Origin of the sequence: Sphingomonas panaciterrae, assembly GCF_036890205.1 — a bacterium.
Taxonomy (GTDB): domain Bacteria; phylum Pseudomonadota; class Alphaproteobacteria; order Sphingomonadales; family Sphingomonadaceae; genus Sphingomonas; species Sphingomonas panaciterrae.
Genome location: NZ_JAKNQR010000002.1, coordinates 404,663 through 429,569, shown reverse-complemented (window position 1 = coordinate 429,569; position 24,907 = coordinate 404,663). Strand labels below are relative to the sequence as shown.

Genomic DNA, 24,907 nt, shown 5'->3' with positions numbered 1-24,907 from the left:
GGGTAGATGCGGTCGTCTGATGGCTACACTGGCATTTCCCCAACCGGCTCCGGCCGAACCCGTTCAGCTGCCCCGCAACGTCGAGGCGGAGGCCGCGCTGCTCGGCGCGATGATGATCGACAATCGGCTGGCCGACGACATCGCCGACCGGCTCGACCCGGCGCATTTCTATGAGCCCGTCCACGGCCGCATCTTCGCCGCGATCAAGACGCTGCGCTCCAATGACATGCTCGCCACCCCCGTCACGCTGCGCCCGATGTTCGAGGCGGACGAGGGGATGCGCGAGCTAGGCGGCCCGGCCTATCTCGCACAGCTCACCGGCTCGGGCGCAGGCCTGATCGGCGCACGCCAGTTCGCGCAGCAGATCTACGATCTCGCCATGCTCCGCTCGCTGGTGACGGTCGGGCGCACTTTGGTTGAACGCGCGATGGATACCTCGGAGGAGGTGAACCCGCGCGCCCAGATCGAGCTCGCCGAGGAGGAACTGTTCAAGGTCGCCGCCGACGGCACGACCGAAAATGCGATCAAGAGCTTCGCGCAGGCGACCAAGGTCGCGCTGAAGATGGCGGAGACGGCGCTGAACTCCGGCGGCAAGGTCTCGGGTATCACCACCGGGTTCGACACCGTCAACGCGCGCATCGGCGGCATGCACCGGTCGGACTTGATGATCCTCGCCGGCCGTCCGGGCATGGGCAAGACCTCGCTCGCCACCAACATCGCGTTCAACGCCGCGCAGCGCTGGATGATGGACATGAAGGCCGGCATCGCGCCCAGCGAATCGATCGGCGCCAAGGTCGCCTTCTTCAGCCTCGAAATGTCCGCCGATCAGCTGGCGACGCGTATCCTGGCCGAGCAATCGCGCATCACCTCGGAAAAGCTGCGTCGCGGCGACATCAGTCGCGCCGAGTTTCACCAGCTCGCCGCCGCCGCGGCTGACCTGGAAAGCCTGCCGCTGTTCATCGACGACACCGGCGGCCTGTCGATCAGCGCGCTGCACACCCGCGTCCGCCGTCTGCAGCGGCGCCACAATAACGAGATTGGCCTCGTCATCGTCGATTACCTTCAGCTGCTCTCGGGCAGCGGCAAGGCGGGCGACGGCAACCGCGTGCAGGAAATCTCGGAAATCAGCCGTGGCCTGAAGACGCTGGCAAAGGATCTGCACGTCCCGGTGCTCGCGCTCTCGCAGCTCAGCCGTGCGGTGGAGCAGCGCGAGGACAAGCGCCCGCAGCTCTCCGACCTTCGCGAATCCGGCTCGATCGAGCAGGACGCCGACATGGTCTGGTTCGTGTTCCGCGAGGATTATTACGTCGCCGCCAAGGAGCCCAAGCGCCCGACCGAAGGCGACGCGGCGAAGATCTTCGAGGATCACGCGCAATGGGCCAGCGACATGGAGCGCGTGTACGGCCTTGCCGAGCTGATCATCGCCAAGCAGCGTCACGGCGCGACCGGCAAGGTGACGATGAAGTTCGACCCGAGCGTGACCCGTTTCAGCGACTACGCCGGCTATTGATCGATGGGCAGGGCGAGCGGCGACGCTCGCCCGCCCCGCCAATCAGAAGGCGGGTTCTTCGCCCGGCTTCTCGGGCACGTGGATGCCGCATTCCACCTTGTCCCAGCCGCGCCAGCGGCCGGCGCGCGGATCCTCGCCCGGCTGCACCTTGGACGTGCACGGCTTGCATCCGATCGAAGGATAGCCGTTCGCCTCCAGCGGATGGCGCGGCAGCTCGTACTCGTCGAAATAGGCCTCCAGCCGCGCGCGGTCCCAGTCGGCCAGCGGGTTCAGCTTCAACCGCCCGTCGTCCACCTCGAACCGCGGCAGCGCGGCGCGCGTCGTCGACTGGAAGCCCTTGCGGCCCGAGATCCAGGCGTCGAACGGCAGCAGCGCCCGGCGCAGCGGCTCCACCTTGCGCAGGTCGCAGCAGCCGTCGGGATCATAGGACCAGCGCAGCCCGTTTGCGTCCTTCGCCGCCAGCAGTCGCGGATCGGGGCGAAAGACGCGCAGGTCGGTGAGGCCCAGCCGCTCCGACAGCTCGTCACGATATTCCAGCGTCTCGCCGAACATCTTCTGCGTGTTGGTGAAGATTACCGGCACGTCCTGGTCGACCTGCGCCACCATGTGCAGCAGCACGGCCGATTCCGTCCCGAACGACGAAACCGCCGCGATGCGGCCTTTCAGCTCGCCGCCTAGCAGATCGCGCAGCATGTCCTGCGTGGACACGCCGGCAAAGCGCGCCTCCATCGCCGCCGCGTCCTCGGCGGTGAAGGCGGGCGCGACATCGATCATGTCGAGGCAACGAGCAGCACTAGCCATGGCGTAACTTCCAAACGGGCACCGCCGGATCGGCCGCGCGCTGATAGGGGTGGTCGTAGCGGTTAAGGCTGCGCTTCAGCGTCTCGGCATCGACCGGCGCTTCGGGCGCGAAGCTGTCGAAGCCGCAGCGGCGCATATGCGGGATCTGGTCGACCAGCACGTCGCCCGCGGCGCGCAGCTCGCCGGTGTAACCCGCCTCGCGCAGGATCCGCGCCGCGGAATAGCCACGTCCGTCGCGAAAGCTGGGGAAGCTCACCTCGACCAGCGCCAGCTGGCCGAGCAGCGGCAGCAGCGCGCGCGCGTCGTCGCCCGCCTCCAGGCGCACCGCGCCGGCATTGGTCTGGCCGTCGAGGAAGGAATCCAGCGTGATCGCCGGCTCGTCATGCGCCTCGTCGTCGCGGAAGCGGAGCAGATTATCCATAGATCGCCTCCTTGAACGTCTCGAAGCCAACACGGCGATAGGTGTCGAGGAAGCGCTCGCCCGGCTCGCGCACCTGAACGAAACGGTCGGTCACGCGCTCGATCGCGTCGACCACGCCATCCTCGTCGAACCCGGGGCCGGTGATCTTGGCGAGACTCACGTCCTCCGCGCCCGATCCGCCAAGCGAAAGCTGGTAGTTTTCCTTGCCCTTCTTATCGACGCCCAGGATGCCGATGTGCCCGGCATGGTGGTGGCCGCAGGCGTTGATGCAGCCCGAGATCTTGAGCTTCAGCTCGCCCAGGTCGCGCTGGCGATCGAGATCGCTGAAGCGCTGCGCGATCTTCTGCGCCAGCGGGATCGACCGCGCATTGGCGAGGCTACAATAATCCAGGCCGGGGCAGGCGATGATGTCGCTGATGAGGTCGAGGTTCGCCTCGGCCAGCCCCGCCTCGGTCAGCTTCTGCCACAACGCATACAGGTCGGCCTTGCGCACATGCGGCAGGACGATGTTCTGCGCATGGGTCACGCGCAGTTCGTCGAACGAGTAACGCTCGCCGAGGTCCGCCATCACGTCGATCTGGTCGGCGGAGGCGTCGCCGGGGATGCCGCCGACCGGCTTCAGTGAGACGTTCACGATCGCATAGCCCGGCTGCTTGTGCGGCTTCACATTCTGATCCAGCCAGACGGCGAAATCGGGATCGCTGCGATCCACCTCATCCGACAGGCCGCTTTCGAACGACGGCGGCGCAAAGAAGGCGCTGATCCGCTCCAGCTCCGCCACCGGAGGGTCGATGCCCAGCGTCTTCACATGGGCGAATTCCTCCTCGACCTGGCGGCCATATTCGTCCGGGCCCAGTTCGTGCACCAGGATCTTGATCCGCGCCTTGTAGATATTGTCGCGCCGGCCGTAGCGATTGTACACGCGCAGGCACGCCTCGAGGTAGCTCAGCAGCTCGTCGGCGGTGACAAAATCGCGGATTTCGTGTGCGATCATCGGGGTGCGGCCCATGCCGCCGCCCACGAAGATCTTGGCGCCCAGCACGCCGTCCTTCTTCAGCAGCTCGATCCCGATATCGTGCAGCCGCATCGCCGCGCGATCCTCCGCCGCCGCGATCACCGCAATCTTGAACTTGCGCGGCAGGTAGGTGAACTCGGGGTGGAACGTCGACCATTGCCGCAGCAGCTCCGCCCAGGGGCGCGGGTCGGTCACTTCGTCGGCGGCCGCGCCGGCGAACTGGTCCGAACTGATGTTGCGGATGCAATTGCCGCTGGTCTGGATGGCGTGCATCTCCACCGTTGCCAGCTCGGCGAGGATATCGGGCGCATCCTCCAGCTTGATCCAGTTGAACTGAATGTTCTGGCGCGTCGTGAAATGGCCATAGCCGCGGTCATACTTGCGCGCGACATGCCCCAGCATCCGCATCTGCCGGCTGCTCAGCGTGCCATAGGGCACCGCCACGCGCAGCATATAGGCGTGCAACTGCAGGTACAGGCCGTTCATCAGCCGCAGCGGCTTGAACTGGTCCTCGGTCATCTGACCCGCGAGGCGCCGCTTCACCTGGTCGCGGAATTCCTCCACCCGGGCGTCGACGATCGACTGGTCATACTGGTCATACTGATACATCGTGTCTTCCTGGTCCCCGCCGCTCGCCGGCGGGATCGCGGGTCAAATTACCCAGCTGCCCGCATCGGGATCAGCCGGCTTCAGCGTCAGGTCCGGGCGGACGGTGGGCCCCAGCGCGCGGATGCGGTCCTTGATATGCGCCGGCCGCGGCCCCTCGGGCGTCGCCACCGCGTCGATCACATAGGGCACGTTGACCCGGCGCGCGCCTTCCTCCGCCTTGGCGATCGCCTCGCCGCGATCGCCCACATCGACGGCATCCTCGACATGGCGCGACCAGCCTTCGCCGGTCCACCATGTGACGTCGCCGGTCACCAGATCATTCCCCGTCAGCAATTTCATCCGTTCATGCTCTCCGCAGCACGTGCCCAGGCTACCAATTTGTCCTCCGCATCCGACAGTTCGACGACTTCGCCCACGACGATGATCGCCGGGCTCGCCACCTTCTCGCGTCCCACCATCGCGCCCAGATCCGCCAGCAGCGTCTTCAGCGCGCGGTGGCCAGGGCAGGTGCCCTTTTCCAGCACCGCGACGGGCATGTCGGGCGCGACGCCATCGGCGATCAATTTGTCCGCAATCGCATCCGCGGTGGCAACGCCCATGTAGATCACCAGCGTGCGCCCCTGGCCGGCGAGGCCCGACCAATCCTGTTCGGTCAGCCCCTTGCACTGGCCAGCGACGAAGCTGACCGCGCTGGAATGATCGCGGTGCGTCAGCGGCAGCATCGCCTCCGCCGCGCAGCCGAGCGCCGCCGAGACGCCGGGGATCACCTCGACGGGCAGACCGGCGGCACGCACCGCCTCCACTTCCTCGCCGCCGCGCCCGAAGATGAACGGGTCGCCGCCCTTCAGCCGCACGACCTGGCTGCCCGCGCGCACATGCGCCACGATCAGCGCATTGATCGCCTCCTGCGGCAATGTGTGGCGCGCGCGCCGCTTCGCCACCGAGATGCGGTGCGCATCGGCCGGCGCAATGTCGAGCACGCGCGGGTCGATCAACCCGTCGTGCACCACCACGTCCGCGGCTTTCAGCGCCTCCACGGCGCGAACGGTCAGCAGGCCCGGATCGCCCGGGCCGGCACCAACAAGGATCACGCGTCCGCGTGCATCGGGATCAAGAAGGCTCGCCATCGTTACGTGAACATGGTCCTGCCGTGACAGCGCAGCAACCGAGCGATCCTTGGCGTTGCCGTAGGTCAGCTATTCGCTCTTACGCCGCCGCTATCAGGCGCAGCCCTCCACATAGCCGAGCACCGGCATCGTCCCGACATGGATCAGGCTGACCTTGCCGTCCTGCCCGATCTCGAACCGCACCGCCGGGTCGCCGCTCGCGGCATTGGGCGCGGTCAGATACTTCGCCGGGCGATCCTCATATTTGTGCGGCTCCGCGCGAAAGCCGCCGAACCATTGCCGCACCGCCTGTTCGCTCGATCCGACGCCGATCCCCTCGACCAGCTTCACGTCGGATCGCTGGCCAACGGTGATGCGGCGCACCTTGCCCTCGGTCACGATCGCATAGACGCCGGGATAGGCGGGCGAGCTGACCGTGCGGCAGCCCTCGTCGATCTGCGCGCCGCGCTCGGCCCAGCCGCTGCCGCGCGGCACCGCCTCGCCAATGCGCAACGCGCCCAACCCCTCGAGGGCCAGCGTCTTGCCCGGTGCTGGGGTTTCGGCGGGTGTCGGCGCCGCAGTCGGGCTGGCGACCGGTGTCGGGCTGCTGAGCGGCGTGGGGGTGGCTGCCGGCACCGTCGCTCCCTCCGTCGCTTCGGTCGTTGCATCGACCGGCGCTGCGCTGTTGGGGCTCTCGGGCTCGGACGAGCAGGCGGCAAGCGCGACCGCCAGGATCAGCGCCGGGGAAAGGTTTCGCATCCGTGCTGAACGGCCGACCAGCCGTCGGGTTGCGCCCGGATCAGGCGTCGCGCAGCCCGATGCCGATCGACGCACGCGCCGCATCCGCCTCGTTCGACACCACCGGATAGGCGCAATAATCGGCCGCATAATAAGCGCTCGGCCGGTGATTGCCCGACCAGCCGATGCCGCCGAACGGCGCGGCGGAGGAGGCGCCGTTGGTCGGCCGGTTCCAGTTGACGATGCCCGCCCGCGCGCCGGACCAGAAACGATCGTACAGCCCCGGTGTCTGGCTGATCAGCGAGGCGGACAGGCCGTAGCGGGTGTTGTTCGCCTCCGCGATCGCTTCGTCGAACGTCTCGGTCCGCACCACCTGAAGGATTGGACCGAACAATTCCATGTCGGGCCGCTCGCTCGCCTCGGTCATGTCGATCACGCCAGGCAGCAGGAACGGGCGATCGGGCTGCGTGCGCTGGAGATGCCGGATCGGCCGCCCGCCGCGCATCAGCAGCGCGAGGAAACTCTCGCTCAGCTGGTCGGCCACCTCATTGTCGATCACAGGGCCCATGTACGGTGCCGGGTCATCATGCGGCGCGCCGACGATCAGCCGCGAGATCAGCTTGTCGAGCTGCTCCATCAGCGGATCGAACAATTTCTGGTCAACGATCAGCCGCCGCGCCGCGGTGCACCGCTGGCCGGCGGTGGTGAAGGCCGACTGGATGATGATGATCGACGCGGCATACAGGTCGGGCGTGTCCCACACGATGATCGGATTGTTGCCGCCCATCTCCAGCGCCAGGATCTTCTCCGGCTTCTCGGCGAACGCACGGTTGAGCGCCAGGCCGGTGCGCGCCGATCCGGTGAACAGCAATCCGTCCATCCCGTCATGCCCGGCCAATGCGCGGCCCTCGTCCGGCCCGCCAATGACCAGCCGGATGCATTCCTCCGGCACGCCTGCCGCGCGATAGCAATCGACCAGGAAGGCGCCCGACGCCGGCGTCTTTTCCGATGGCTTGAACACCACGGCATTGCCCGCGATCAGCGCGGGGACGATGTGGCCATTGGGCAGATGCGCGGGGAAATTGTACGGCCCCAGCACCGCCAGCACGCCATGCGGCTTGTGCCGCACCGCCATGCGCGACCCCATCGGCGCGTCCAGCCGGCGCTGCGCCGTCCGGTCGGCATAAGCGGACACCGAGATATCCACCTTGGCCATCACCGTGTCGACCTCGGTGCGCGCCTCCCAAAGCGGCTTGCCCGTCTCGCGCGCGATCACGTCGGCGAACGCCTCGTGCCGCGATCGCACGACATTGGCGAAGCGGCGCAGCGTCTCGATGCGATAGGTCAGCGGGCGAGCCGCCCAGGTGGCCCAGCCCGATCGCGCCGCCGCGACCTCCGCGTCGACGTCTCCCACCGCCGCGCGCCACAATTCGGCGCCGGTCGCTGGTTCGAAGGAGATGATCTCGCTCACGGATGGCCCTTTGACGTCACGTCGCTTGCTTTAGGATAGGAACCGGCGGTGTCACAAGGTCAGCGAAGTGCCTCGCCCATAACCCTGATCGCGGCGACCTTGGCATGGAATGGTGCCCAGTCGTCGCGCTCGGCGATCGGCTGCCAGATGGCTTCCACTTCCTCGATCAGCATCGAACAGGGCTCACCCTGCCAATAGGAATGTGATCGCTCGGCGCGCAGCGGCGCGGCGTCGAGCAGTGCGCGCACCTCCGTCCATGGCTCACCATAAGTGGGCGGCAGCGGTTGGGCGAAGGCGTCGAAGAAGAAACGGTCGATCCCCGTCGCCGTTTCGCGCAACGCGCGCTCGGTGGCCTGCACCAGCGCCCGGTCGGCGTCGCTCCCGCTCGGCCGGCGTCCCATCCGCCACAGGAAAGCCTCGACCACCGCGCGCTGATATTCCGGCGCGAACCGCTCCAGCGCGGCGATCAGCGGCTCCGCCTCGGACAGCAGCCGCAGCGACGCGGCAAGCTGCATCACGTCCCAATGGATCGCCTCGGGCTGCCGGCCAAAGGCGTACAGCCCGGCATGGTCGAAATAGGCGGCGGTAAAGCCCGGCTCCCACGTCGGCGCGAACCGCCACGGGCCATAATCGAAGCTTTCGGCCGTGACGTTGATATTGTCGGAATTGAGCACGCCATGGACGAACCCCGCCGCCATGTAGCTCGCCGCCAGCTGCGCCGTGCCGTCGACCACCAGGCTCAGCAGCCTGACCGGATCATCGCTGTCCTCGCCATAAAGGTTGGTCAGGACATAGCGAACCAGCCGGCGCATCGATTCCTCGTCGCGCTCATAGGCGAGCCGCTGGAACGATCCGATGCGCACATGGCCGTGGCTCAGCCGCACCAGCACCGCGGCGCGGGTGGGGGAGGGCTCGTCGTTGCGCTCCAGCGCTTCTCCGGTCTCGATCAGCGAAAAGGTCCGCGACGTGCGCACGCCCAGCGCCTCCAGCATTTCGGTCGCCAGCACTTCGCGCACGCCGCCCTTCAGCGTCAGTCGCCCGTCACCGGCGCGGCTCCACGGCGTCTGGCCCGATCCCTTGGTGCCAAGGTCCATCAGCCGGCCGTTGCGGTCGCGCAGCTGGGCAAAGGTGAAGCCGCGCCCGTCGCCCAGATCGGGATTGTACACGCGGAACTGATGGCCGTGATACCGCAAGGCCAGCGGTTGCGGCAGCGTGGCCGGAAGCGGCCGGAAGCGGCCGAAATGTTCCAGCCACGCGCCATCGTCGAGCGTATCGAGGCCGACCTCGGCCGCCGCGCGATCATTGCGGAACCGCAGCGTGGTCTCGGGAAAATCGGCCGCCGCTACCGGATCGTAGAAGGCGTCGCCAAGCGACAGGATCAGCGTCTCTGGTTGATAGGCGTGCGGGGCAGCTTGTGGTTCTGGGGCCATGCGTGGATATGGGGCGCGCGCGACGAAAGGTGCAAGGATGGCCGCCTGGCAGGACATATTTTGGTCATCGGACGACGGGTTGCGGCTTCACGCCCGCGACTATCCCGGTGACGATGCCGCGCTGCCGGTGGTCTGCCTCCCGGGCCTGACGCGCAATGCGCGCGATTATGACGCGCTCGCCCGGCGGATCGCGGGAGAGCGGCGGGTCTTCGCGCTCGACCTGCGCGGCCGCGGCGAAAGCGCCCACGCCAGGGATCCGATGAGCTACGTGCCGACCACCTATGCCCGTGACGTGGCGGCATTTCTGTCGGAACATCGGATCAACCGGTTCATCGCCATCGGGACCGCGCTGGGCGGCATCGTGACCATGTTGCTCGCCGGGCTGGTGCCGAGCCGCATTGCCGGGGCGCTGCTAAACGATGTGGGGCCAGAGATCGAACCGGCCGGGCTCGCGCGCATCCGGGGCTATGTCGGGCGGTCCAGCACCTGGCCGACCTGGATGCACGCCGCGCGCGCCACGCGGGAGGCGAATGCCGATGCCTATCCCGATTTCGGGATCGAGGATTGGCTGGCGATGGCCAAGCGTCTGTACCGGCTGACCAGCAATGGCCGCATCGTGCTCGACTACGACCTGCGCATTGCCGAGCCGTTTCGCGTGCCGGGCAACGAAACGGGCCCTGACATGTGGGGCGCGCTTCATGCGCTGGCGACGGTGCCGGTGCTGATCGTTCGCGGCGGCCGATCGGACGTGCTCAGCGCCAGCGTGGCGGAACGCATGGTCGCCAGCCTGCCGCTCGCTGAACTGGTGACGGTGCCGGGCGTGGGGCACGCACCGCTGCTCACCGAGCCGGCGGTGCAGGGGCCGATCGACCGATGGCTCGCGCGCGCTGCCGTGGAACCCGCAAGCGCCTGAAACGTCGGAACTGCTCCCGCGAACAGGAGCTTTCATGGCCGACATTTCCGATGCGCATACCGCGACGACGCCGATTGCCGGGCGGCGCGTATTGATCACCGGCGGTACCACCGGGATCGGCCGCGCGATCGCGGTGCTGCTGGCGAGCGAGGGCGCAAAAGTGTTCGTCTGCGGCCGCGACGAAACCCATCTCGCCGACGCGCTGAAGCGCATCCGGGAGGTGGGCGAGGGCGACGGCATGAGCATTGACCTCGCCGAGGAAGATAATGTCGCCCGGCTGTTCGATGCCGCAAGCGCCTATCTCGGTGGCGTGGACGTCGCGGTGATCAACGCCGCACGCGGCGCCGAGGGGCTGACCGACATGAGCGAGGCGGAGCTTCGCTACACGATCGGCAGCAATTTCACCGCCTATCTCCTGTCGGCGCAGGCTGCGGCGAAGGCGATGGGCGCGCACGGCGAGGATGCGAAGGGCAGCGGCGACATCGTCCTGATCGGCTCGATGAGCGCCTATGTGCTGGGCAAGGGCTCCACCGTCTACGCCGGCATCAAATACGGCATTCAGGGGTTCGCCATCGCGCTGCGGCGCGAGCTTGGGCGCAAGGGCGTGCGCGTCTCGCTGGTAGAGCCCGGGCTGACCGGCAGCGACATGGTCGGCGGCACGCCCGAGGAACAGGCGGAGCGGATCGCCAAGGAAGAGATGCTGCGCGCGGAGGATATCGCCGTCGGCGTCCATTACCTGCTGACCCAGCCGCGCCGCGCGGTCGTCCAGCAACTGACCATATCTCCCCGGATGCAGGACGAAGAATGACCTTCCCGCTCGACCATCTGGTATTCACCCCGCACGACGTCGACCTGTCGCGCTCCCCGCTCGCCGGGCACATCGACGAGGAAACCTATGTCCTGGGCGCCTTCAACCCGGGCATGACCCGGCTGCCCAACGGCAATCTGCTGATGATGGTTCGGGTCGCGGAGGCGCTGCGCACCCCCATCCGCGACGGTCATGTCCGCGCCATCCGCTGGCACGACGGGCGTTATCACCTCGACAATTGGCCGCTGCAGCTCGTCGACACCGCCGATCCGCGCAAGTTCATGATGCGCGGCGGCGGGTGGAAGGTGATGGCGCTGACCTCGCTGTCCTGGCTGCTCCCGGTCGAACTCGACGCGAGCGGCCGGCGGGTCGAGGCGGTGCGTTACGACCAGGCGATCGCGCCGCGTGCCAGCTACCAGAATTACGGTGTCGAGGATGCGCGCATCAGTCGTGTCGACGGCCGCTATCTGATGACCACCTGCTCGGTCAGTCCGGAGCGGCATTCCACCACGCTCTACACCAGCGATGACGCGCGCGACTGGCAGCTCGAGGGGATCGTCCTCGATCACCAGAACAAGGACATGCTGATTTTCGAAGGGCGGATCGGCGGCAAGTTCTGGTCGCAGACGCGGCCGCTGGGCGACCTTTATTTCGCCTATCCGCCCGACAGCGAATGGCGCGCCGGCCCGTCGATCAACCTCGCCTCCTCGCCCGACGCGCTGCATTGGAAGCCGAGCGACCATCCCGGCATCCGCCCCCATGCCGCGACCGTCGCCACCGCGCGGATGGGCGGCGGCGCGCAGCCGGTGCTGACCGACGACGGCTGGCTCACGCTCTGGCACGGCGTCGAGCCGTCGGGCGTGGTCGGCATCTACCGCACCTATTGGACATTGCTCGACCGTGACGAGCCATGGCGCACCGTCGCCACCCAGCACCAGCCGCTACTGGAGCCCAACCCGGCGCTGACCGAGCCGCTGAAGGACCTCATGTACCTCGACAATGTGGTCTTCACGACCGGCATCGTCGACGCTGGCGACCATTGGATCGTGGCGAGCGGCGAGGCTGATCTCGCCTGCCGCATCACCCACATTCCCAAGACGGCGATCGCGCCCGGCTGAGGCGCGACCGCCGCGCGTGCTCACGCCACCATCGGCGGCCCGAACACCGACCAGCCGGTCCGGTCGGCGAACATCTCCAGCGCGCGCACGCCCAGCATCGAATTGCCGTTCTGGTCGAGGTTGGGGGACCAGACCGCGATCGCGCCCTGTTCCGGCGCCACCGCCAGGATGCCGCCACCGACGCCGCTCTTGGCGGGCAGGCCGACCCGCATCGCGAAGTCGCCCGAGCCATCATAATGGCCGCACGTCATCATCAGCGCGAGCAGCTTGCGCATCCGCACTGCTACGGCATCGGCATCCTCATCGTCGGGATTGCGCCGGGTATGCGCCAGGAACAGCCCCGTCCGTGCCAGTCCGCGGCAATCGAGCATGATCGCGCATTGCTTGACATAGGCTTCCATCACCTCGTCCGGGTCGCTGTTGAGGTTGCCGTGGTGGCGCATGAAGCTCATCATCGCGCGGTTCAGGTCGCCGCCCTTGTGCTCGGAATCGAGCACGTTCTGGTTCAGCGCCACGTCGTCGACGCACGCATGATGGCGCACGAAATCCACCACCGCGCTGGCCTGTTTGTCGTCGTCCAGCTGCTCGACCAGGATGTCGACCACGGCCAGCGCGCCAGCGTTGATGAAGGGATTGCGGGGGATGCCGCCGGTCCGCTCCAGGTCGATGATTGAATTGAACGGGTCACCCGACGGCTCGCGCCCGACGCGCTTGAACACGTCGTCGCCCAGCGCGCACAGCGCCAGCTCCAGTGCAAAGACCTTGGCAATGCTTTGCAGCGGGAAGGGGGTGTCCGCCGCGCCGCCGGTGATCACTTCCTCGTCCATCGTGACCACGGCCATGCCGAAATCGCCCGGCGCCTTGCCCTCTTCCTTAGCATCCGCCGCGGCCTCAATTTCTACCGCATCAGCCTTAATCTCGCGGGCAATGTCCTGAACGATCCCGTGCAACGCCTGATCCATGTTGTTCTCCGCTTGTCTCAGCGGTCTAACTGGCGGGAGCCGGCATGGGTCCGCGCCGGCGAGAAGGCGCGTCGCGGCAATGGCTCAACATTCGCCCTGATCATCGCTAAAGCGACGCGCGATGCCACAGCCGATCAACATCCTGCACCTCCACTCCACCTTTGATCTGGGCGGCAAGGAGGCGCGCGCGGTGCGGCTGATGAACGCCTTTGGCGATCGTGCCCGACACACGATCGTGTCCGGCATGGAGGGGCGCTACGGCGCACGCGAGCGGATCGCCAAGGGCATCCGCTACGAAATCGCGCAGACGCCCCCGCCGTTGCAGGGCAAGCCCTCCGTTGGCCGCTACGATGCGATCGCCCGCTACATGCGCCGCTTCGATCTGGTGCTGACCTACAATTGGGGCGCCATCGACGGCGTCATGGCGCGCCGGGTGTTCGGGCGCGGCGTGCCGCCCGTGGTGCACCATGAGGATGGCTTCAACGAGGATGAGGCCGCCGGGCTGAAGCGCGAACGCAACCTCTACCGCCGGCTCGCACTGTCGGCCGCGCACGGTCTTGCGGTACCCTCCACCACGCTGGAGCGGATCGCGCTCGACACCTGGAAACAGCCGCGCGCAAAAGTTCACCGCATCGTCAACGGCATCGCGACCGAGCTGTATGCCAAGCGCCCGGAGCCAAAGGCGATCCCCGGCTTCGTGCGCAAGCCCAAGGAAGTGGTGATCGGCACCGTCGCTGGCCTTCGCGCGGTGAAGGATTTGCCGGCGCTGGTCCGCGCCGCGGGGGGATTGTCGCACCGCTTCCGGCTGGTGATCGTTGGCGAGGGGCCGGAACGCGCCGCGATCGAACAGGCGGCGCTGGCGATGGGGATCGAGGATGAGCTGGTCCTCCCCGGCTTCCTCGACCGGCCGTATCGTTTCATGGGGCATTTCGACATGCTGGCGCTGTCCTCACGGTCTGAGCAATTCCCCATCGCGGTGGTCGAGGCGATGGCGGCCGGGCTGCCGATCGTCGCCCCGCCGGTCGGCGACGTGCCGTTCATGGTGGCGCCGGAAAATGCGCCCTTCATCACCGATTATCCCGGCGAGGTCCGGCTGCGCGACGCGATGCAGGCACTGATCGCCGACCCTGAATTGCGACGCACCGTCGGTGAAGCCAACCGCCGCAAGGCACAGGCGGAATATGACGAGCGGCAGATGATCGCACGGTATGCCGCGCTGTATGAATCGGCGCTCGGGCGGCCCGGCGCACTGACAAGGGCGTAAATTGCTCGCGCCGTGCAACCTTTCTCGCTAGGGCGCCTTATTGGATTTTCGAGAGGTGATTTAAGGCCGTGGCGACTGCCGTGTTTAAGGGGCTCAAGCCCATCGTCTACAATGGCCGTGAGGTTTGGCCGCTGGTGGAAGGCGGCAAGGGTGTTGCGGCTACCAATCATGCGTCGGCCGGCGCGTGGGCGGCTGCGGGCGGCATCGGCACGGTCAGCGCCGTCAACGCCGACAGCTACGATCCCGAAGGCAAGATCATTCCGCAGGTCTATCATGCGCTGACGCGGCGGGACCGGCATGAGGAACTGATCGAATACGCCATCGAAGGCGCCGTGCAGCAGGTGCAGCGCGCCTGGGAGATCGCCGGCGGCAAGGGCGCGATCAACATCAACGTGCTGTGGGAAATGGGCGGTGCGCAGCGCGTGCTGCAAGGCGTGCTGGAGCGGACCCGCGGCATGGTCGCCGGTGTCACCTGCGGCGCCGGCATGCCGTACAAGCTGAGCGAGATCGCGGCTTCCTACAACGTCAATTACCTGCCGATCGTCTCCTCCGGCCGCGCCTTCCGCGCGCTGTGGAAGCGCGCTTACTCCAAGGTGTCGGAGCTGCTGGCCGCGGTAGTCTATGAGGATCCCTGGCTCGCCGGTGGCCACAATGGCCTGTCCAATGCCGAGGATCCGCTGAAGCCGGAGGATCCCTATCCCCGCGTGAAGGCGCTGCGCGAAACGATGCGCGAGGGCGGCATTCCCGATACCACGCCGATCATCATGGCCGGCGGCGTCTGGTATTTGCGCGACTGGAACGACTGGATCGACAATCCGGAACTCGGCACCATCGCCTTCCAGTATGGCACGCGCCCGCTGCTGACGCAGGAAAGCCCGATTCCGCAGCAGTGGAAGGAACGGCTGATGACGATCGAGGAGGGCGATGTCCTCCTGCATCGCTTCTCGCCGACCGGCTTCTATTCGTCGGCCGTCCGCAATCCTTTCCTGCGTAGCCTTGAGGCGCGCTCGGAACGCCAGATCGCCTTTTCGACGAAGGAGGCTGGCGATCACATCTTCCAGCTCGACGTGGGCGTGAAGGGCAAGAACTTCTGGGTCACCAAGGGTGATTTGCTGCGCGCGCGCGAATGGTTCGGCCACGGCTTCACCGACGCATTGAAGACGCCGGACAATACGCTCGTGTTCGTGACCCCGCAGGAAAAGGCGGAGATCCGCAAGGATCAGGCGGATTGCATGGGCTGCCTCAGCCAGTGCCTGTTCTCGAGCTGGGCGGATACCGAGACAAACTCGACCGGCCGTCTTGCCGACCCGCGCAGCTTCTGCATCCAGAAGACGCTGCAGGATATCGCGCACGGCGGCGATACGGAGGCGAACCTGATGTTCGCCGGCCATGCGGCCTATAATTTCAAGCGCGATCCCTTCTACTCGAACGGCTTCGTGCCAACGGTGAAGCAGCTCGTCGATCGCATCCTGACGGGCGACTGATCACGCCTGGCCGGGGCTGACGCTCCGGCCTTCAATCCCTCCACCGTCATCCTCCTCGCGTTGCTGCGCCAGAAGGATGACGGTCAGGGGGGCGCATCAATTGTCGATGGTGCCGATCACCGCGCCGGCAGTACCGCCCACCGCCGCGCCCTTTTCCACGCTGCCACCAGTAGCCGCTGCCACGCCAGCGCCACCTGCACCGCCAATTGCCGCGCCGCGCAGCGTCGAGCAGGCTGAGGTGGTCACGGCGGTGGCGCCAAGCATCAACAGAAGAAACGTCTTCTTCATCGCACATTCTCCGATCGATTTAACAACCGGACAATGCGCCCAACATAGGTTGCGTTCCGGCAGGACACGCAACTTTACAGTTCTCGGGTACTCAGACCCAGCCTTCCAGCACCTGGTCGGGCGGCCGATGACCATCGGCCCACATGCGAATATTGGTCATTACCTTTTCGCCGGTGGCCAGCCGCCCCTCGAACGTGGCCGATCCCATGTGCGGCGTCATCACGACATTGGGCAGCGCCAGCAAACGCGGGTCGATCGCCGGTTCGTGCTTCCACACGTCCAGCCCCGCGCCCGCCAGTCGCCCCGCCTCCAGCGCGTCGATCAGCGCATCCTCGTCGACGATCCCGCCGCGGCTGGCGTTGATCAGATAGACGTGCGAGCGCAGCAGCGCGATCCGCTCGGCGCTGATCAGGTTTTCGCTGTCGGCGTTGCGCGGCGTGTGGATCGTCAGGATGTCGATATTGGCCAGCATCTCGTCCAGATTGGGATGCCATTGCGCCTGCAGTTCGGCCTCCACCACCTTCGGCAGCCGGTGGCGATTGTGATAATGGATCGACAGGCCGAACGCGCGCGCGCGGCGCGCCACCGCCTGGCCGATGCGGCCCATACCGACGATGCCCAGCGCCTTGCCGCCGATGCGATGGCCGAGCATCCCGCCCGGGCTCCAACCCTTCCACTCGCCCGACCGCACCAGCTTCTCGCCCTCGGCCAGCCGGCGCGGGACGGAGACGATCAGCGCCATCGTCATGTCGGCGGTATCTTCGGTCAGCACACCGGGCGTGTTGGTGACGATGATGCCGCGCCGGCGCGCCGCCTTCAGGTCGATATGGTTCACGCCCGCGCCGAAATTGGCGATCAGCTTCAGCCGCTCGCCGGCACCCTCGATCAGTTCTGCATCGATCGTGTCCACCACCGTCGGCACCAGCACGTCGCAATCGGACATGGCAGCGGCCAGCTCCTCGCGGGTCATCGCCTTGTCACCGCGGTTGTTGACCGTGTCGAACAGGGCCTCCAGCCGGTCCATGGTGATGTCGGGCAATTCGCGCGTCACGATCACGCGGGGATTGGCGCAGCGGCGAGTATCGACCATGGCATTGGATTGGCGAAGCGCGGCGCGGGCGTCAACGATCGGTTGATGCGGCAGCCGTGCGGGCGCTACAGGAACGGCTTGGTCGACGGGGGTGTATCGATGCGGCGATGGACGGCGGGATGGGTGGCGCTTGCCGTGCTGTTCGGGCTGGTGGCCAATGACGTCGCCGCGCAGGCCAAGGACAGGCCGAAACCACCCTATTTCGCCTCCATTTCGGCCGGAAAGGCCCGGATGCGCTCCGGCCCCGGACGCAGTTATCCGGCGACCTGGCTCTACGTCCGCGCCGACCTGCCGGTCCGCGTCGTCGACGTGTTCAAGGAATGGCGCAAGGTGGAGGATCCCGGCGGTACCCAGGGGTGGATGCTCGGCTCGCTGATCAGCAGCACGCGCACCGCGATGATCAAGGAGTCGATCGCCGAACTGCGTGACCGGCCCGCCTATGGCGCGCGCATCCTGTGGCGCGCCGAACCGGGCGTGATCGGCCGGGTCAGCCAATGCGCGCGCGGCTGGTGCCGCCTCGATATTCGCGGCCAGGCGGGCTTCGTGGAAATCAGCCGCCTCTGGGGCGTGGAACAAGAGGAAGTGCTGCCGTGATCGCTGGCTTTGACATGGACGCCTTCGTCAGCGCGACGCTTGCCGAGGATCTCGGCGGCGGCCGCGACGTCACGTCCGAGGCGGTGATCCCGGCCGACGCCCGGTTTGAGGGTGTGATGGCCACGCGCGACGCGATTGCCGTCGCCGGGCTGCCGATTGCCGCTGCCTTCTTTCGCCGGCTCGATCCTGATGCCTCGGTCGACCTTCTGGCCAGCGATGGCGATCGCGTCGCGGCCGGCACGCCGGTCATGCGGCTGGCCGGCCGCGCGCGGGCGCTGCTGACGGCGGAGCGGTCGGCGCTCAATACCGTCCAGCACCTGTCGGGCATCGCAACCCTGACCGCCGCCTATGTCGATCGTATCCGCGGCACCGGGGCCATCCTGCTCGACACGCGAAAGACGATCCCGGGCCTTCGCCTCCTGGAGAAATATGCCACCCGCATGGGCGGTGCGCAGAACCACCGCATGGGGCTGTGGGATGCGGCGATGATCAAGGACAATCACGTCGCGGTCGCCGGCAGCGTCGAGGAAGCGGTGCGCCGCGCGCGTGACGCGGGCGTCGCCGACATCATCGTCGAGGTCGACCGGGTGGAGCAGATCGAGTCAGCGCTCGCCGCCGGCGCAACGCGGCTGCTGCTCGACAACATGCCGCCGCAGATCCTGCGCGGTGCGGTGACGCTCGTCGGTGGACGGGTGCCGACCGAGGCATCCGGTGGCGTCACACTGGATACGATCCGCGCCATTGCGGAAACCGGCGTCACCTATGTCAGCGTCGGGCGTCTCACCCAGTCCGCGCCTGCCGCGGATATCGGCCTCGACTTCGCTCTCGCCTGAGGAACCTCGCCGTTGATCCGTCCCCTGTCGATCAGGCGCTTTGAGCGCCTGTACCTTTTGGCGCTCGCGCTCGGCCTGCTCAGCACCATGCTCGACTGGCCTCAGCGTGTCGCAAGCTTCGCCAGCAATCCTGCGCTGGCGGAGATGGGCTGGCTGCTGCCGACATCGGTGGTCTTCAACATCACGCTGCGATTGCTGCTGTGGTATTTCACCGCCCGCCAGCCGAGCATCGCGGCCAAATGGTTCGTGGTGGTGCTTGCGGCGATCGCCTTCGTGATCCTGTTGTTCGGCCTGGTCGCGCTGATCGTCGGTGCCACGCCGTCGCTGGCGGCATCACTCGCCGGCCTTGCGTCGGGCGCGCTGTACGTCGTTTCGGCGGCCTATCTGTTTCGCCCCGATGCCAGGCTATGGTTCGGCGAACATGCCGTTGAAGAACAGGAGTTTACCGAATGATTCGTGGCTTTGCTCTGGCGCTGGCGCTGATGCCGGGCGTGGCCGCCGCCCAGGCATATCAATGCTCGGTGCCGGCCGGCACGGACCTGCGGGTGCGTCCCGACCTGCCAAGCAAGAGCGAGCCACAGCGCCTGCTGCCAATCGGAAGTTATACGCTGGCGATCAGCTGGTCGCCGCAGCACTGCCGCACCCCCGATCGCGCCGCCCGCTCCACGTTCCAGTGCGGCAGCGGCAACCGCTTCGGCTTCGTCCTGCACGGCCTCTGGCCCGACGGGTTCGGCAAGGAGTGGCCGCAATATTGCAAGGCGACGCCGCTGATTTCGCAACGCACGGTGCGGGCAAACCTGTGCGCGACCCCGTCGGCGCAGCTGCTGCAGCATGAATGGGCCAAGCACGGCACCTGCATGCCCGGCGAAACGCCCGACAGCTATTTCGGCAAGGCGACCTCGCTCTTCAACGAGGTCCGCTATCCCGACATGAACGCCCTCGCGCGCCAGAGCCTGACCGCCGGCAAGCTCGCCACCGCAATCGCGCGGGTCAATCGCGGCATGCGCGCCGACATGATGCGCGTCACGACCGACCGCATGGGCTGGCTGAACGAGGTCTGGATCTGCATGGACAGGAAGTTCCGCTACACCCGCTGCCCGGCGCACCAGGGCGGCGTGAAGCCGAACGCCCGCGTTCGCATCTGGACCGGCAAGCGCTGAACGATCGCTCGCCCGCCCCGCGACGAACGGGGGCAGGGCGGGCGGATCAGCGCAAGGTCACCGCTTGCGCGTGAGTTCCCGCATCGCATCGTCCAGCCCGGCGAGCGTCAGCGGGTACATGCGGTCGTTCATCAGTTCGCGAATGATCTTCACCGATTGCGAATAGCCCCATTGCGCCTGCGCGACCGGGTTCAGCCAGACGGCGGCCGGGTAAGTAGTCGTCAGGCGGTTCATCCACACCGCGCCCGATTCCTCGTTGAAATGTTCCACCGAGCCGCCCGGATGGGTGATCTCATACGGGCTCATCGACGCGTCACCGACGAACACCAGCTTGTAGTCGTGCGGGAATTTGTGAAGCACGTCCCACATCGGCGTCCGCTCGGAAAAGCGGCGCTTGTTGTCCTTCCACACCCCTTCGTAAGGGCAGTTGTGGAAGTAGAAGAACTCCAGGTTCTTGAACTCGCTGGTGGCGGCCGAGAACAGTTCCTCACACAGCTTGACGAACGGGTCCATCGATCCGCCAACGTCGAGGAACAACAGCAATTTCACCGCATTGCGCCGTTCCGCGCGCATGCGAATGTCAAGCCAGCCCTGCCGCGCAGTTCCGTCGATCGTGCCGTCAATATCCAGTTCGTCCTGCGCGCCCTCACGAGCGAACTTGCGCAGCCGGCGTAGCGCGATCTTGATGTTGCGGGTGCCCAGCTCCTTGGTGTTGTCGAGATTCTTGAACTCGCGCTGGTCCCACACCTTCAGCGCGCGCTTCTGCTTCGATTCGCCGCCGACGCGCACGCCCTCGGGGTTGTAGCCGGAGTTTCCGAACGGGCTGGTCCCGCCGGTGCCGATCCACTTGTTGCCGCCCTGGTGGCGCTTCTGCTGTTCCTCGAGCCGCTTCTTCAGCGTCTCCATGATCTCCTCCCAGGAGCCGAGCGACTTGATCGCCTCCATCTCCTCGGGCGTCAGGAACTTCTCGGAGACCGCCTTCAGCCAGTCTTCCGGAATCTGCGCGCCTTCCTGGATGAAGCTGTTCTCGATCCCCTTGAAAACCTTGGCGAACACCTGATCGAACTTGTCAAGCAGGCCCTCGTCCTTCACGTACACAGCGCGCGACAGATAGTAGAAATCTTCGGGCGTGCGATCGATCACCTCCGCATCGAGCGCTTCGAGCAGGAGCAGATGCTCCTTCAGGCTCGCCGGGATGCCCGCGACGCGCAGCTCATCGAGGAAGTTGAGGAACATCGGCCATCCGCCCCATCATTTATCTGCTCTTTTGCCGCTGATGACAGACTTGGCGGGATGGCGCCAGCATCGGACGCTGACGAACGCGGGCGCGCACGCTAGAGCGTCGGCCATGAGCCCAGTTGCGTCGCTTCCCCCGCCGCCGCCCCTTCGTGCGAGCGGCCATTGCCTCCTTCTCGATTTCGACGGCACTTTGGTCGACCTGGTGGATCGGCCCGACGCGATCGTGGTCGATACCGGGCTAATTGATCTTCTTCACCAGCTCGCTGGAACCTTTGCCGGCCGTTTCGCCTTAGTCAGTGGACGATCAGTGGCGCAGATCGAGGGGTTCCTGGGTGATGCTGCCGCGGAAATCGCGGTGGTGGGCAGTCATGGCGCCGAACTGCGGCTGGGAGGCCGGAACATCGCGCCGGATCGTCCGCCCGCGCTGGTCGAGGCCGAGCGGGCATTCTCCGCGGCGTTCGCGGGCGAAGAGGGGGTTGTGGTCGAGGTGAAATCGCTGGGCGTTGCCGTTCATTATCGCATGGCACCGGAGCATGGCGTAGCCGCGCGGCGGCTCGCCGAACAATATGCTGATCGGGACGGGCTGGTTTTGCAGACCGGCAAGATGATGGTCGAACTGCGCGTCGGCGGCCACGACAAGGGCACCGGAATAGATGCGCTGCTGCGGCATGAGCCGTTTGCCGGGCACATGCCAGTGTTCGCGGGTGATGACGTGACCGACGAATCCGGCTTGGCGCTCGTCGCCGAGCGCGGCGGTGTCGGCGTGCTGGTCGGCGCTCCGCGTGAGACGGCGGCGCAGTTCCGCCTGGATGATGTGGCCGCCGTGCGCGCCTGGTTGGAGAAGGCGGCATGACCGCGACGATGGATCTGTGGCCGATCGGCAATTGCCAGGTATCCGCGCTGGTGGACCGCGCCGGCCGCTTCGTGTGGGGCTGCACCCCGCGCGTCGATGGCGACCCGGCTTTCTGCTCGCTGCTTGATGACAATCCCAAGGCCGGTGACGATGCGTTCGGCTTTTGGGAGATCGACATCGATCGCTGCCGCACGACGACGCAATCCTATCTGCGCAACACGCCCATTCTGGTCACGCGGCACGAGGATGAGGACGGCAATGCGATCGAGGTGATCGATTTCTGCCCGCGCTTCACCCGTAATGGCAGGCGCTACCGCCCGGTGGCGTTCGCCCGCATTGTGCGGCCCGTCGCGGGCAGCCCGCGCATCCGCGTTCGCTTGCGCCCCGCCGTGACCTGGGGCTCCGTGCGGGCCACGACGACGCGTGGGTCCAACCATATCCGCTACCTGCTGGACGACAGCGTGCTTCGCCTGTCGACCACGGCGCCGGTCGGCTGGATCGAGGATGAGCGGATGTTTCGCGTGGAGCGTCCGCTGCACTTCTTCCTCGGCCCGGACGAAAGCTTTTCCGACGATCTTCACGCCGCGCTCGACAATATGCTCGAGCGAACGATCGAGGAATGGCGGCATTGGGTACGCGGGCTCGCGACGCCCTATGAATGGCAGGAGGCGGTGATCCGCTCCGCCATCACGCTGAAGCTGTGCCAGCATGAGGAAACCGGCGCGATCGTCGCCGCGCTGACCACGTCGATCCCCGAACATGCAGATTCCCAGCGGAACTGGGACTATCGCTACTGCTGGGTCCGCGACGCTTACTATACCGTCCAGGCGCTCAACCGGCTGGGGGCGCTCGATGTGCTCGAAGGGTATCTCGAATATCTGCGCAACATCGTCGACAATGCCAAGGATGGCCACATCCAGCCGCTCTACGGCGTCGGCGGGGAGGCGACCCTGATCGAGTGGGAGGCGCCGGCGCTGTCGGGCTATCGCGGCATGGGGCCGGTGCGCGTCGGCAACCAAGCCTATGAGCAGATCCAGCATGATGCCTATGGCCAGATCGTCCTTTCCAACGCGCAAGCCTTCTTCGATCATCGCCTGTTGCGCGTCGCCGGGCGCGAGGATTTCGAGGCGCTGGAGCCGATCGGCGAGCGTGCCTGGCAGAACTTCGATCAGCCTGACGCGGGCCTGTGGGAATTGCGCACCAAGAGCCATGTGCACACCTATTCGGCGGCGATGTGCTGGGCGGCATGCGACCGGCTCGCCAATGCCGCAGAGGCGCTGAAGCTCGACGACCGCGCCGATTTCTGGCGCGAGCGGGCAGAGACGATGCGCGCGCGGATCGAGGAAGCGGCCTGGCGCCCCGACACGCAGCGCATGTCGGCGACCTTCGGCGGCGACGACCTCGATGCCAGCCTGCTGCAGCTGCTCGACCTCCGCTTCCTTTCGCCCGACGACCCACGTTTCCGCACGACGCTGGAGGCGGTGGAGGGGGGCTTGCGCCGCGGATCGTACATGCTGCGCTACGCGACGGAGGATGATTTCGGCCTGCCGCACACGGCGTTCAACGTCTGCACCTTCTGGCTGATCGAGGCGCTTCATTTCACCGGCCGGGATGCCGACGCGCGTGAATTGTTTGAAGAAATGCTGGCGCGCTGCACCCCCGCCGGCCTGTTGTCGGAGGATATCGACCCGAATACCGGTGAATTGTGGGGCAATTATCCCCAGACCTACTCGCTCGTCGGCGTGATCAATTGCGCCGTCCTGCTCAGTAAACCCTGGAGTGCCATACGTTGAGCCGTCTGATCGTCATCTCCAACCGCGTTTCTGCACCAACCCCGCAACAGCCAAGCGCACAAGGAGGATTGGCGGTCGCCCTGACCGCCGCGCTGCGCGAGGCGGACGGCATATGGTTCGGTTGGTCGGGGGAGACGGGCGAGACGGGTGAGCTGAAGTTCGAGACGTTCGATGGGGTGACCTCCGCCACGATCGATCTGCCGGAACAGGACGTGGAGGAATATTACGACGGCTATGCGAACCGCACGCTCTGGCCACTGTTCCACTATCGCCTCGGCCTGACCGAGTTCGAACGCGATTTCCAAGGCGGCTACGAACGGGTGAACCGGCTGTTCGCCGAAGTGATCAGCCCACATATCGAGCCCGATGACCTGATCTGGGTTCACGATTACCACATGATCCCGCTCGGCTGGCTGCTGCGCCAGCAGGGCATCACCAATCGCCTAGGTTTCTTTCTGCACATCCCCTGGCCGCCGACCGACCTGCTGCATGCCCTGCCCGAGCATCGGCGGTTGGTGGAGGCGCTGTTCGCCTATGACCTGGTCGGCTTCCACACGCGCGAATGGCTGGAGACGTTCCACGATTATGTCGTCCGGGAGATGGGCGGCACGATCGAGGATGATGACCGCGTCACCGTCGGCGGCCGCACGATCCGGGCGATCGCCTGTCCGATCGGCATCGACGCGCGCGAATTCATCGCCAGCGCGCAGAGCAATGAGGCGGTGACGACCCAGAACCGCGTCGTCGAAAGCCTGAGCGGCCGTCGCCTGATCGTCGGCGTCGACCGGCTGGATTATTCCAAGGGGCTGGAGGAACGGTTCAACGGTTATCTTCGCTTCCTCGATACCCGCCCCGACGCCCATGCCCAGGTCACGATGCTCCAGATCGCGCCTCCGTCGCGTGCCAGCGTGCAGAGCTATCAGGACATTCGCGCAACACTCGACGCGCTGTCCGGCCGCATCAACGGGGCGCATGCGGAAATCGACTGGGTGCCGTTGCGCTACGTCAACCGCGGGCTGCCGCGCGGCGTGCTCGCGGGTGTCTATCGCGCCGCCAAGATCGGGCTGGTCACCCCGCTTCGCGACGGCATGAACCTTGTCGCGAAGGAGTTTGTGGCGGCGCAGGATCCCGAGGATCCCGGCGTGCTGATCCTGTCCCGCTTCGCTGGCGCCGCGGCGCAGCTTACCGGGGCATTGCTGATCAACCCCTACAGCCCCGACGAGATGGCGGACGCAATCGAGCATGCGCTGAACATGCCGCGTGACGAGCGGATCGCGCGCTGGCGTCCGATGTTCGACAATGTCGTCGACGAGGACGTGATCTGGTGGCGCAAGCGCTTCACCGAGGTGCTGGCGTCGACGGAGCGGGTGGCAGAGGTGGCGCTGGAGGTCTGACCGCGCTTGCGCC

Annotated in this window: 25 protein-coding genes; 13 read left to right on the top strand and 12 right to left on the bottom strand. The window is 66.5% G+C overall.

Annotation, left to right across the window (positions count from 1 at the left end; genetic code table 11):
- Positions 1-19 precede the first annotated feature (19 nt).
- Complete coding sequence (locus L8F96_RS09010) at positions 20-1,510, top strand: replicative DNA helicase (protein WP_334655806.1); 1,491 nt, start codon at positions 20-22, stop codon at positions 1,508-1,510.
- A gap of 42 nt (positions 1,511-1,552) precedes the next feature.
- On the opposite strand, the gene L8F96_RS09005 is transcribed toward L8F96_RS09010, so the two are convergent.
- The 8 genes from L8F96_RS09005 to L8F96_RS08970 all read right to left on the bottom strand — a co-directional run bounded on the left by L8F96_RS09005 (position 1,553) and on the right by L8F96_RS08970 (position 9,101).
- Positions 1,553-2,311: a phosphoadenylyl-sulfate reductase gene (locus L8F96_RS09005; protein WP_334655805.1), complete on the bottom strand. Its 759-nt coding sequence runs from the start codon at positions 2,309-2,311 to the stop codon at positions 1,553-1,555.
- Entirely contained in the window at positions 2,304-2,732 is a 429-nt protein-coding gene (locus L8F96_RS09000) for a DUF934 domain-containing protein (RefSeq protein WP_046411016.1), read from the bottom strand. Before L8F96_RS09000 ends, L8F96_RS09005 begins: the two co-directional genes overlap by 8 nt.
- On the bottom strand, positions 2,725-4,356 hold the full coding sequence (locus L8F96_RS08995) for a nitrite/sulfite reductase (RefSeq protein ID WP_334655804.1): 1,632 nt from the start codon (positions 4,354-4,356) through the stop codon (positions 2,725-2,727). The genes L8F96_RS09000 and L8F96_RS08995 overlap by 8 nt, the downstream gene beginning before the upstream one ends.
- A 42-nt stretch (positions 4,357-4,398) precedes the next feature.
- Positions 4,399-4,695, bottom strand: a complete 297-nt coding sequence (locus tag L8F96_RS08990; protein WP_046411012.1) for a DUF2849 domain-containing protein — start codon at positions 4,693-4,695, stop codon at positions 4,399-4,401.
- Positions 4,692-5,483, bottom strand: a complete 792-nt coding sequence (gene cobA, locus L8F96_RS08985) for a uroporphyrinogen-III C-methyltransferase (protein ID WP_046411010.1) — start codon at positions 5,481-5,483, stop codon at positions 4,692-4,694. The genes L8F96_RS08990 and cobA overlap by 4 nt, the downstream gene beginning before the upstream one ends.
- 93 nt (positions 5,484-5,576) lie before the next feature.
- Positions 5,577-6,221: a hypothetical protein gene (locus tag L8F96_RS08980; RefSeq protein ID WP_334655803.1), complete on the bottom strand. Its 645-nt coding sequence runs from the start codon at positions 6,219-6,221 to the stop codon at positions 5,577-5,579.
- Positions 6,222-6,261: 40 nt separating this feature from the next.
- Entirely contained in the window at positions 6,262-7,671 is a 1,410-nt protein-coding gene (gene astD, locus L8F96_RS08975; protein WP_334655802.1) for a succinylglutamate-semialdehyde dehydrogenase, read from the bottom strand.
- A 59-nt stretch (positions 7,672-7,730) separates the two neighbouring features.
- Positions 7,731-9,101, bottom strand: coding sequence for a protein adenylyltransferase SelO family protein (locus L8F96_RS08970; RefSeq protein WP_334655801.1), 1,371 nt, complete (start codon positions 9,099-9,101; stop codon positions 7,731-7,733).
- A 37-nt stretch (positions 9,102-9,138) separates the two neighbouring features.
- Here L8F96_RS08970 and L8F96_RS08965 point away from each other — a divergent pair, with 37 nt between their 5' ends.
- Genes L8F96_RS08965 through L8F96_RS08955 form a run of 3 tightly spaced genes read left to right on the top strand, consistent with a single transcriptional unit; the run spans position 9,139 to position 11,940 of the window.
- A complete protein-coding gene (locus tag L8F96_RS08965) occupies positions 9,139-10,014 on the top strand; it encodes an alpha/beta fold hydrolase (protein ID WP_334655800.1) in 876 nt (291 codons plus the stop codon).
- Positions 10,015-10,048: 34 nt separating this feature from the next.
- The gene (locus L8F96_RS08960) at positions 10,049-10,822 is read left to right on the top strand and encodes an SDR family oxidoreductase (RefSeq protein ID WP_046411003.1); all 774 of its coding nucleotides are present in this window, start codon (positions 10,049-10,051) and stop codon (positions 10,820-10,822) included.
- Positions 10,819-11,940, top strand: coding sequence for a glycoside hydrolase family 130 protein (locus L8F96_RS08955; RefSeq protein WP_334655799.1), 1,122 nt, complete (start codon positions 10,819-10,821; stop codon positions 11,938-11,940). Before L8F96_RS08960 ends, L8F96_RS08955 begins: the two co-directional genes overlap by 4 nt.
- 20 nt (positions 11,941-11,960) lie before the next feature.
- Here the strand turns inward: L8F96_RS08955 and glsA are convergent, their stop codons facing one another.
- A complete protein-coding gene (gene glsA, locus L8F96_RS08950) occupies positions 11,961-12,902 on the bottom strand; it encodes a glutaminase A (RefSeq protein ID WP_334655798.1) in 942 nt (313 codons plus the stop codon).
- Positions 12,903-13,023: 121 nt separating this feature from the next.
- Between glsA and L8F96_RS08945 the strand changes: the two genes are divergently transcribed.
- Both L8F96_RS08945 and L8F96_RS08940 read left to right on the top strand, forming a co-directional pair.
- Positions 13,024-14,166: a glycosyltransferase gene (locus tag L8F96_RS08945; RefSeq protein ID WP_334655797.1), complete on the top strand. Its 1,143-nt coding sequence runs from the start codon at positions 13,024-13,026 to the stop codon at positions 14,164-14,166.
- Between the two features lie 80 nt (positions 14,167-14,246).
- Complete coding sequence (locus L8F96_RS08940) at positions 14,247-15,650, top strand: NAD(P)H-dependent flavin oxidoreductase (protein ID WP_046411841.1); 1,404 nt, start codon at positions 14,247-14,249, stop codon at positions 15,648-15,650.
- 96 nt (positions 15,651-15,746) lie between these two features.
- On the opposite strand, the gene L8F96_RS08935 is transcribed toward L8F96_RS08940, so the two are convergent.
- Positions 15,747-15,938: a hypothetical protein gene (locus L8F96_RS08935; protein ID WP_046410997.1), complete on the bottom strand. Its 192-nt coding sequence runs from the start codon at positions 15,936-15,938 to the stop codon at positions 15,747-15,749.
- A gap of 91 nt (positions 15,939-16,029) precedes the next feature.
- Positions 16,030-17,028 carry a 2-hydroxyacid dehydrogenase gene (locus L8F96_RS08930; protein WP_046410995.1) on the bottom strand — a complete coding sequence of 333 codons (999 nt, stop codon included), beginning with the start codon at positions 17,026-17,028 and terminating at the stop codon, positions 16,030-16,032.
- A 135-nt stretch (positions 17,029-17,163) separates the two neighbouring features.
- Between L8F96_RS08930 and L8F96_RS08925 the strand changes: the two genes are divergently transcribed.
- From L8F96_RS08925 to L8F96_RS08910, 4 genes are read left to right on the top strand one after another with little or no spacing between them, the layout of a single operon-like run.
- Positions 17,164-17,622 (top strand): SH3 domain-containing protein, encoded by a 459-nt coding sequence (locus L8F96_RS08925; protein ID WP_245995377.1) that lies wholly within the window; start codon positions 17,164-17,166, stop codon positions 17,620-17,622.
- A gap of 14 nt (positions 17,623-17,636) precedes the next feature.
- Entirely contained in the window at positions 17,637-18,455 is an 819-nt protein-coding gene (gene nadC, locus L8F96_RS08920; RefSeq protein WP_334655914.1) for a carboxylating nicotinate-nucleotide diphosphorylase, read from the top strand.
- Between the two features lie 12 nt (positions 18,456-18,467).
- Positions 18,468-18,908 carry a hypothetical protein gene (locus L8F96_RS08915; RefSeq protein ID WP_125945788.1) on the top strand — a complete coding sequence of 147 codons (441 nt, stop codon included), beginning with the start codon at positions 18,468-18,470 and terminating at the stop codon, positions 18,906-18,908.
- Positions 18,905-19,615 carry a ribonuclease T2 family protein gene (locus L8F96_RS08910; protein ID WP_046410991.1) on the top strand — a complete coding sequence of 237 codons (711 nt, stop codon included), beginning with the start codon at positions 18,905-18,907 and terminating at the stop codon, positions 19,613-19,615. Before L8F96_RS08915 ends, L8F96_RS08910 begins: the two co-directional genes overlap by 4 nt.
- A gap of 57 nt (positions 19,616-19,672) precedes the next feature.
- On the opposite strand, the gene L8F96_RS08905 is transcribed toward L8F96_RS08910, so the two are convergent.
- Positions 19,673-20,851, bottom strand: coding sequence for a vWA domain-containing protein (locus tag L8F96_RS08905; protein ID WP_046410989.1), 1,179 nt, complete (start codon positions 20,849-20,851; stop codon positions 19,673-19,675).
- 112 nt (positions 20,852-20,963) lie between these two features.
- Between L8F96_RS08905 and otsB the strand changes: the two genes are divergently transcribed.
- From otsB to L8F96_RS08890, 3 genes are read left to right on the top strand one after another with little or no spacing between them, the layout of a single operon-like run.
- Positions 20,964-21,707, top strand: coding sequence for a trehalose-phosphatase (otsB, locus tag L8F96_RS08900; RefSeq protein WP_046410987.1), 744 nt, complete (start codon positions 20,964-20,966; stop codon positions 21,705-21,707).
- The gene (locus tag L8F96_RS08895) at positions 21,704-23,500 is read left to right on the top strand and encodes a glycoside hydrolase family 15 protein (protein ID WP_334655796.1); all 1,797 of its coding nucleotides are present in this window, start codon (positions 21,704-21,706) and stop codon (positions 23,498-23,500) included. Before otsB ends, L8F96_RS08895 begins: the two co-directional genes overlap by 4 nt.
- Complete coding sequence (locus L8F96_RS08890) at positions 23,497-24,894, top strand: alpha,alpha-trehalose-phosphate synthase (UDP-forming) (RefSeq protein WP_046410983.1); 1,398 nt, start codon at positions 23,497-23,499, stop codon at positions 24,892-24,894. Before L8F96_RS08895 ends, L8F96_RS08890 begins: the two co-directional genes overlap by 4 nt.
- Positions 24,895-24,907: the final 13 nt, after the last annotated feature.

Coding starts and splice junctions, on each gene's coding strand:
- L8F96_RS09010 (WP_334655806.1), top strand. CDS start 20: ATGGCTACACTGGCATTTCCCCAACCGGCTCCGGCCGAACCCGTTCAG.
- L8F96_RS09005 (WP_334655805.1), bottom strand. CDS start 2,311: ATGGCTAGTGCTGCTCGTTGCCTCGACATGATCGATGTCGCGCCCGCC.
- L8F96_RS09000 (WP_046411016.1), bottom strand. CDS start 2,732: ATGGATAATCTGCTCCGCTTCCGCGACGACGAGGCGCATGACGAGCCG.
- L8F96_RS08995 (WP_334655804.1), bottom strand. CDS start 4,356: ATGTATCAGTATGACCAGTATGACCAGTCGATCGTCGACGCCCGGGTG.
- L8F96_RS08990 (WP_046411012.1), bottom strand. CDS start 4,695: ATGAAATTGCTGACGGGGAATGATCTGGTGACCGGCGACGTCACATGG.
- cobA (WP_046411010.1), bottom strand. CDS start 5,483: ATGGCGAGCCTTCTTGATCCCGATGCACGCGGACGCGTGATCCTTGTT.
- L8F96_RS08980 (WP_334655803.1), bottom strand. CDS start 6,221: ATGCGAAACCTTTCCCCGGCGCTGATCCTGGCGGTCGCGCTTGCCGCC.
- L8F96_RS08970 (WP_334655801.1), bottom strand. CDS start 9,101: ATGGCCCCAGAACCACAAGCTGCCCCGCACGCCTATCAACCAGAGACG.
- L8F96_RS08965 (WP_334655800.1), top strand. CDS start 9,139: ATGGCCGCCTGGCAGGACATATTTTGGTCATCGGACGACGGGTTGCGG.
- L8F96_RS08960 (WP_046411003.1), top strand. CDS start 10,049: ATGGCCGACATTTCCGATGCGCATACCGCGACGACGCCGATTGCCGGG.
- L8F96_RS08955 (WP_334655799.1), top strand. CDS start 10,819: ATGACCTTCCCGCTCGACCATCTGGTATTCACCCCGCACGACGTCGAC.
- glsA (WP_334655798.1), bottom strand. CDS start 12,902: ATGGATCAGGCGTTGCACGGGATCGTTCAGGACATTGCCCGCGAGATT.
- L8F96_RS08945 (WP_334655797.1), top strand. CDS start 13,024: ATGCCACAGCCGATCAACATCCTGCACCTCCACTCCACCTTTGATCTG.
- L8F96_RS08935 (WP_046410997.1), bottom strand. CDS start 15,938: ATGAAGAAGACGTTTCTTCTGTTGATGCTTGGCGCCACCGCCGTGACC.
- L8F96_RS08930 (WP_046410995.1), bottom strand. CDS start 17,028: ATGGTCGATACTCGCCGCTGCGCCAATCCCCGCGTGATCGTGACGCGC.
- nadC (WP_334655914.1), top strand. CDS start 17,637: ATGGACGCCTTCGTCAGCGCGACGCTTGCCGAGGATCTCGGCGGCGGC.
- L8F96_RS08910 (WP_046410991.1), top strand. CDS start 18,905: ATGATTCGTGGCTTTGCTCTGGCGCTGGCGCTGATGCCGGGCGTGGCC.
- L8F96_RS08905 (WP_046410989.1), bottom strand. CDS start 20,851: ATGTTCCTCAACTTCCTCGATGAGCTGCGCGTCGCGGGCATCCCGGCG.
- otsB (WP_046410987.1), top strand. CDS start 20,964: ATGAGCCCAGTTGCGTCGCTTCCCCCGCCGCCGCCCCTTCGTGCGAGC.
- L8F96_RS08895 (WP_334655796.1), top strand. CDS start 21,704: ATGACCGCGACGATGGATCTGTGGCCGATCGGCAATTGCCAGGTATCC.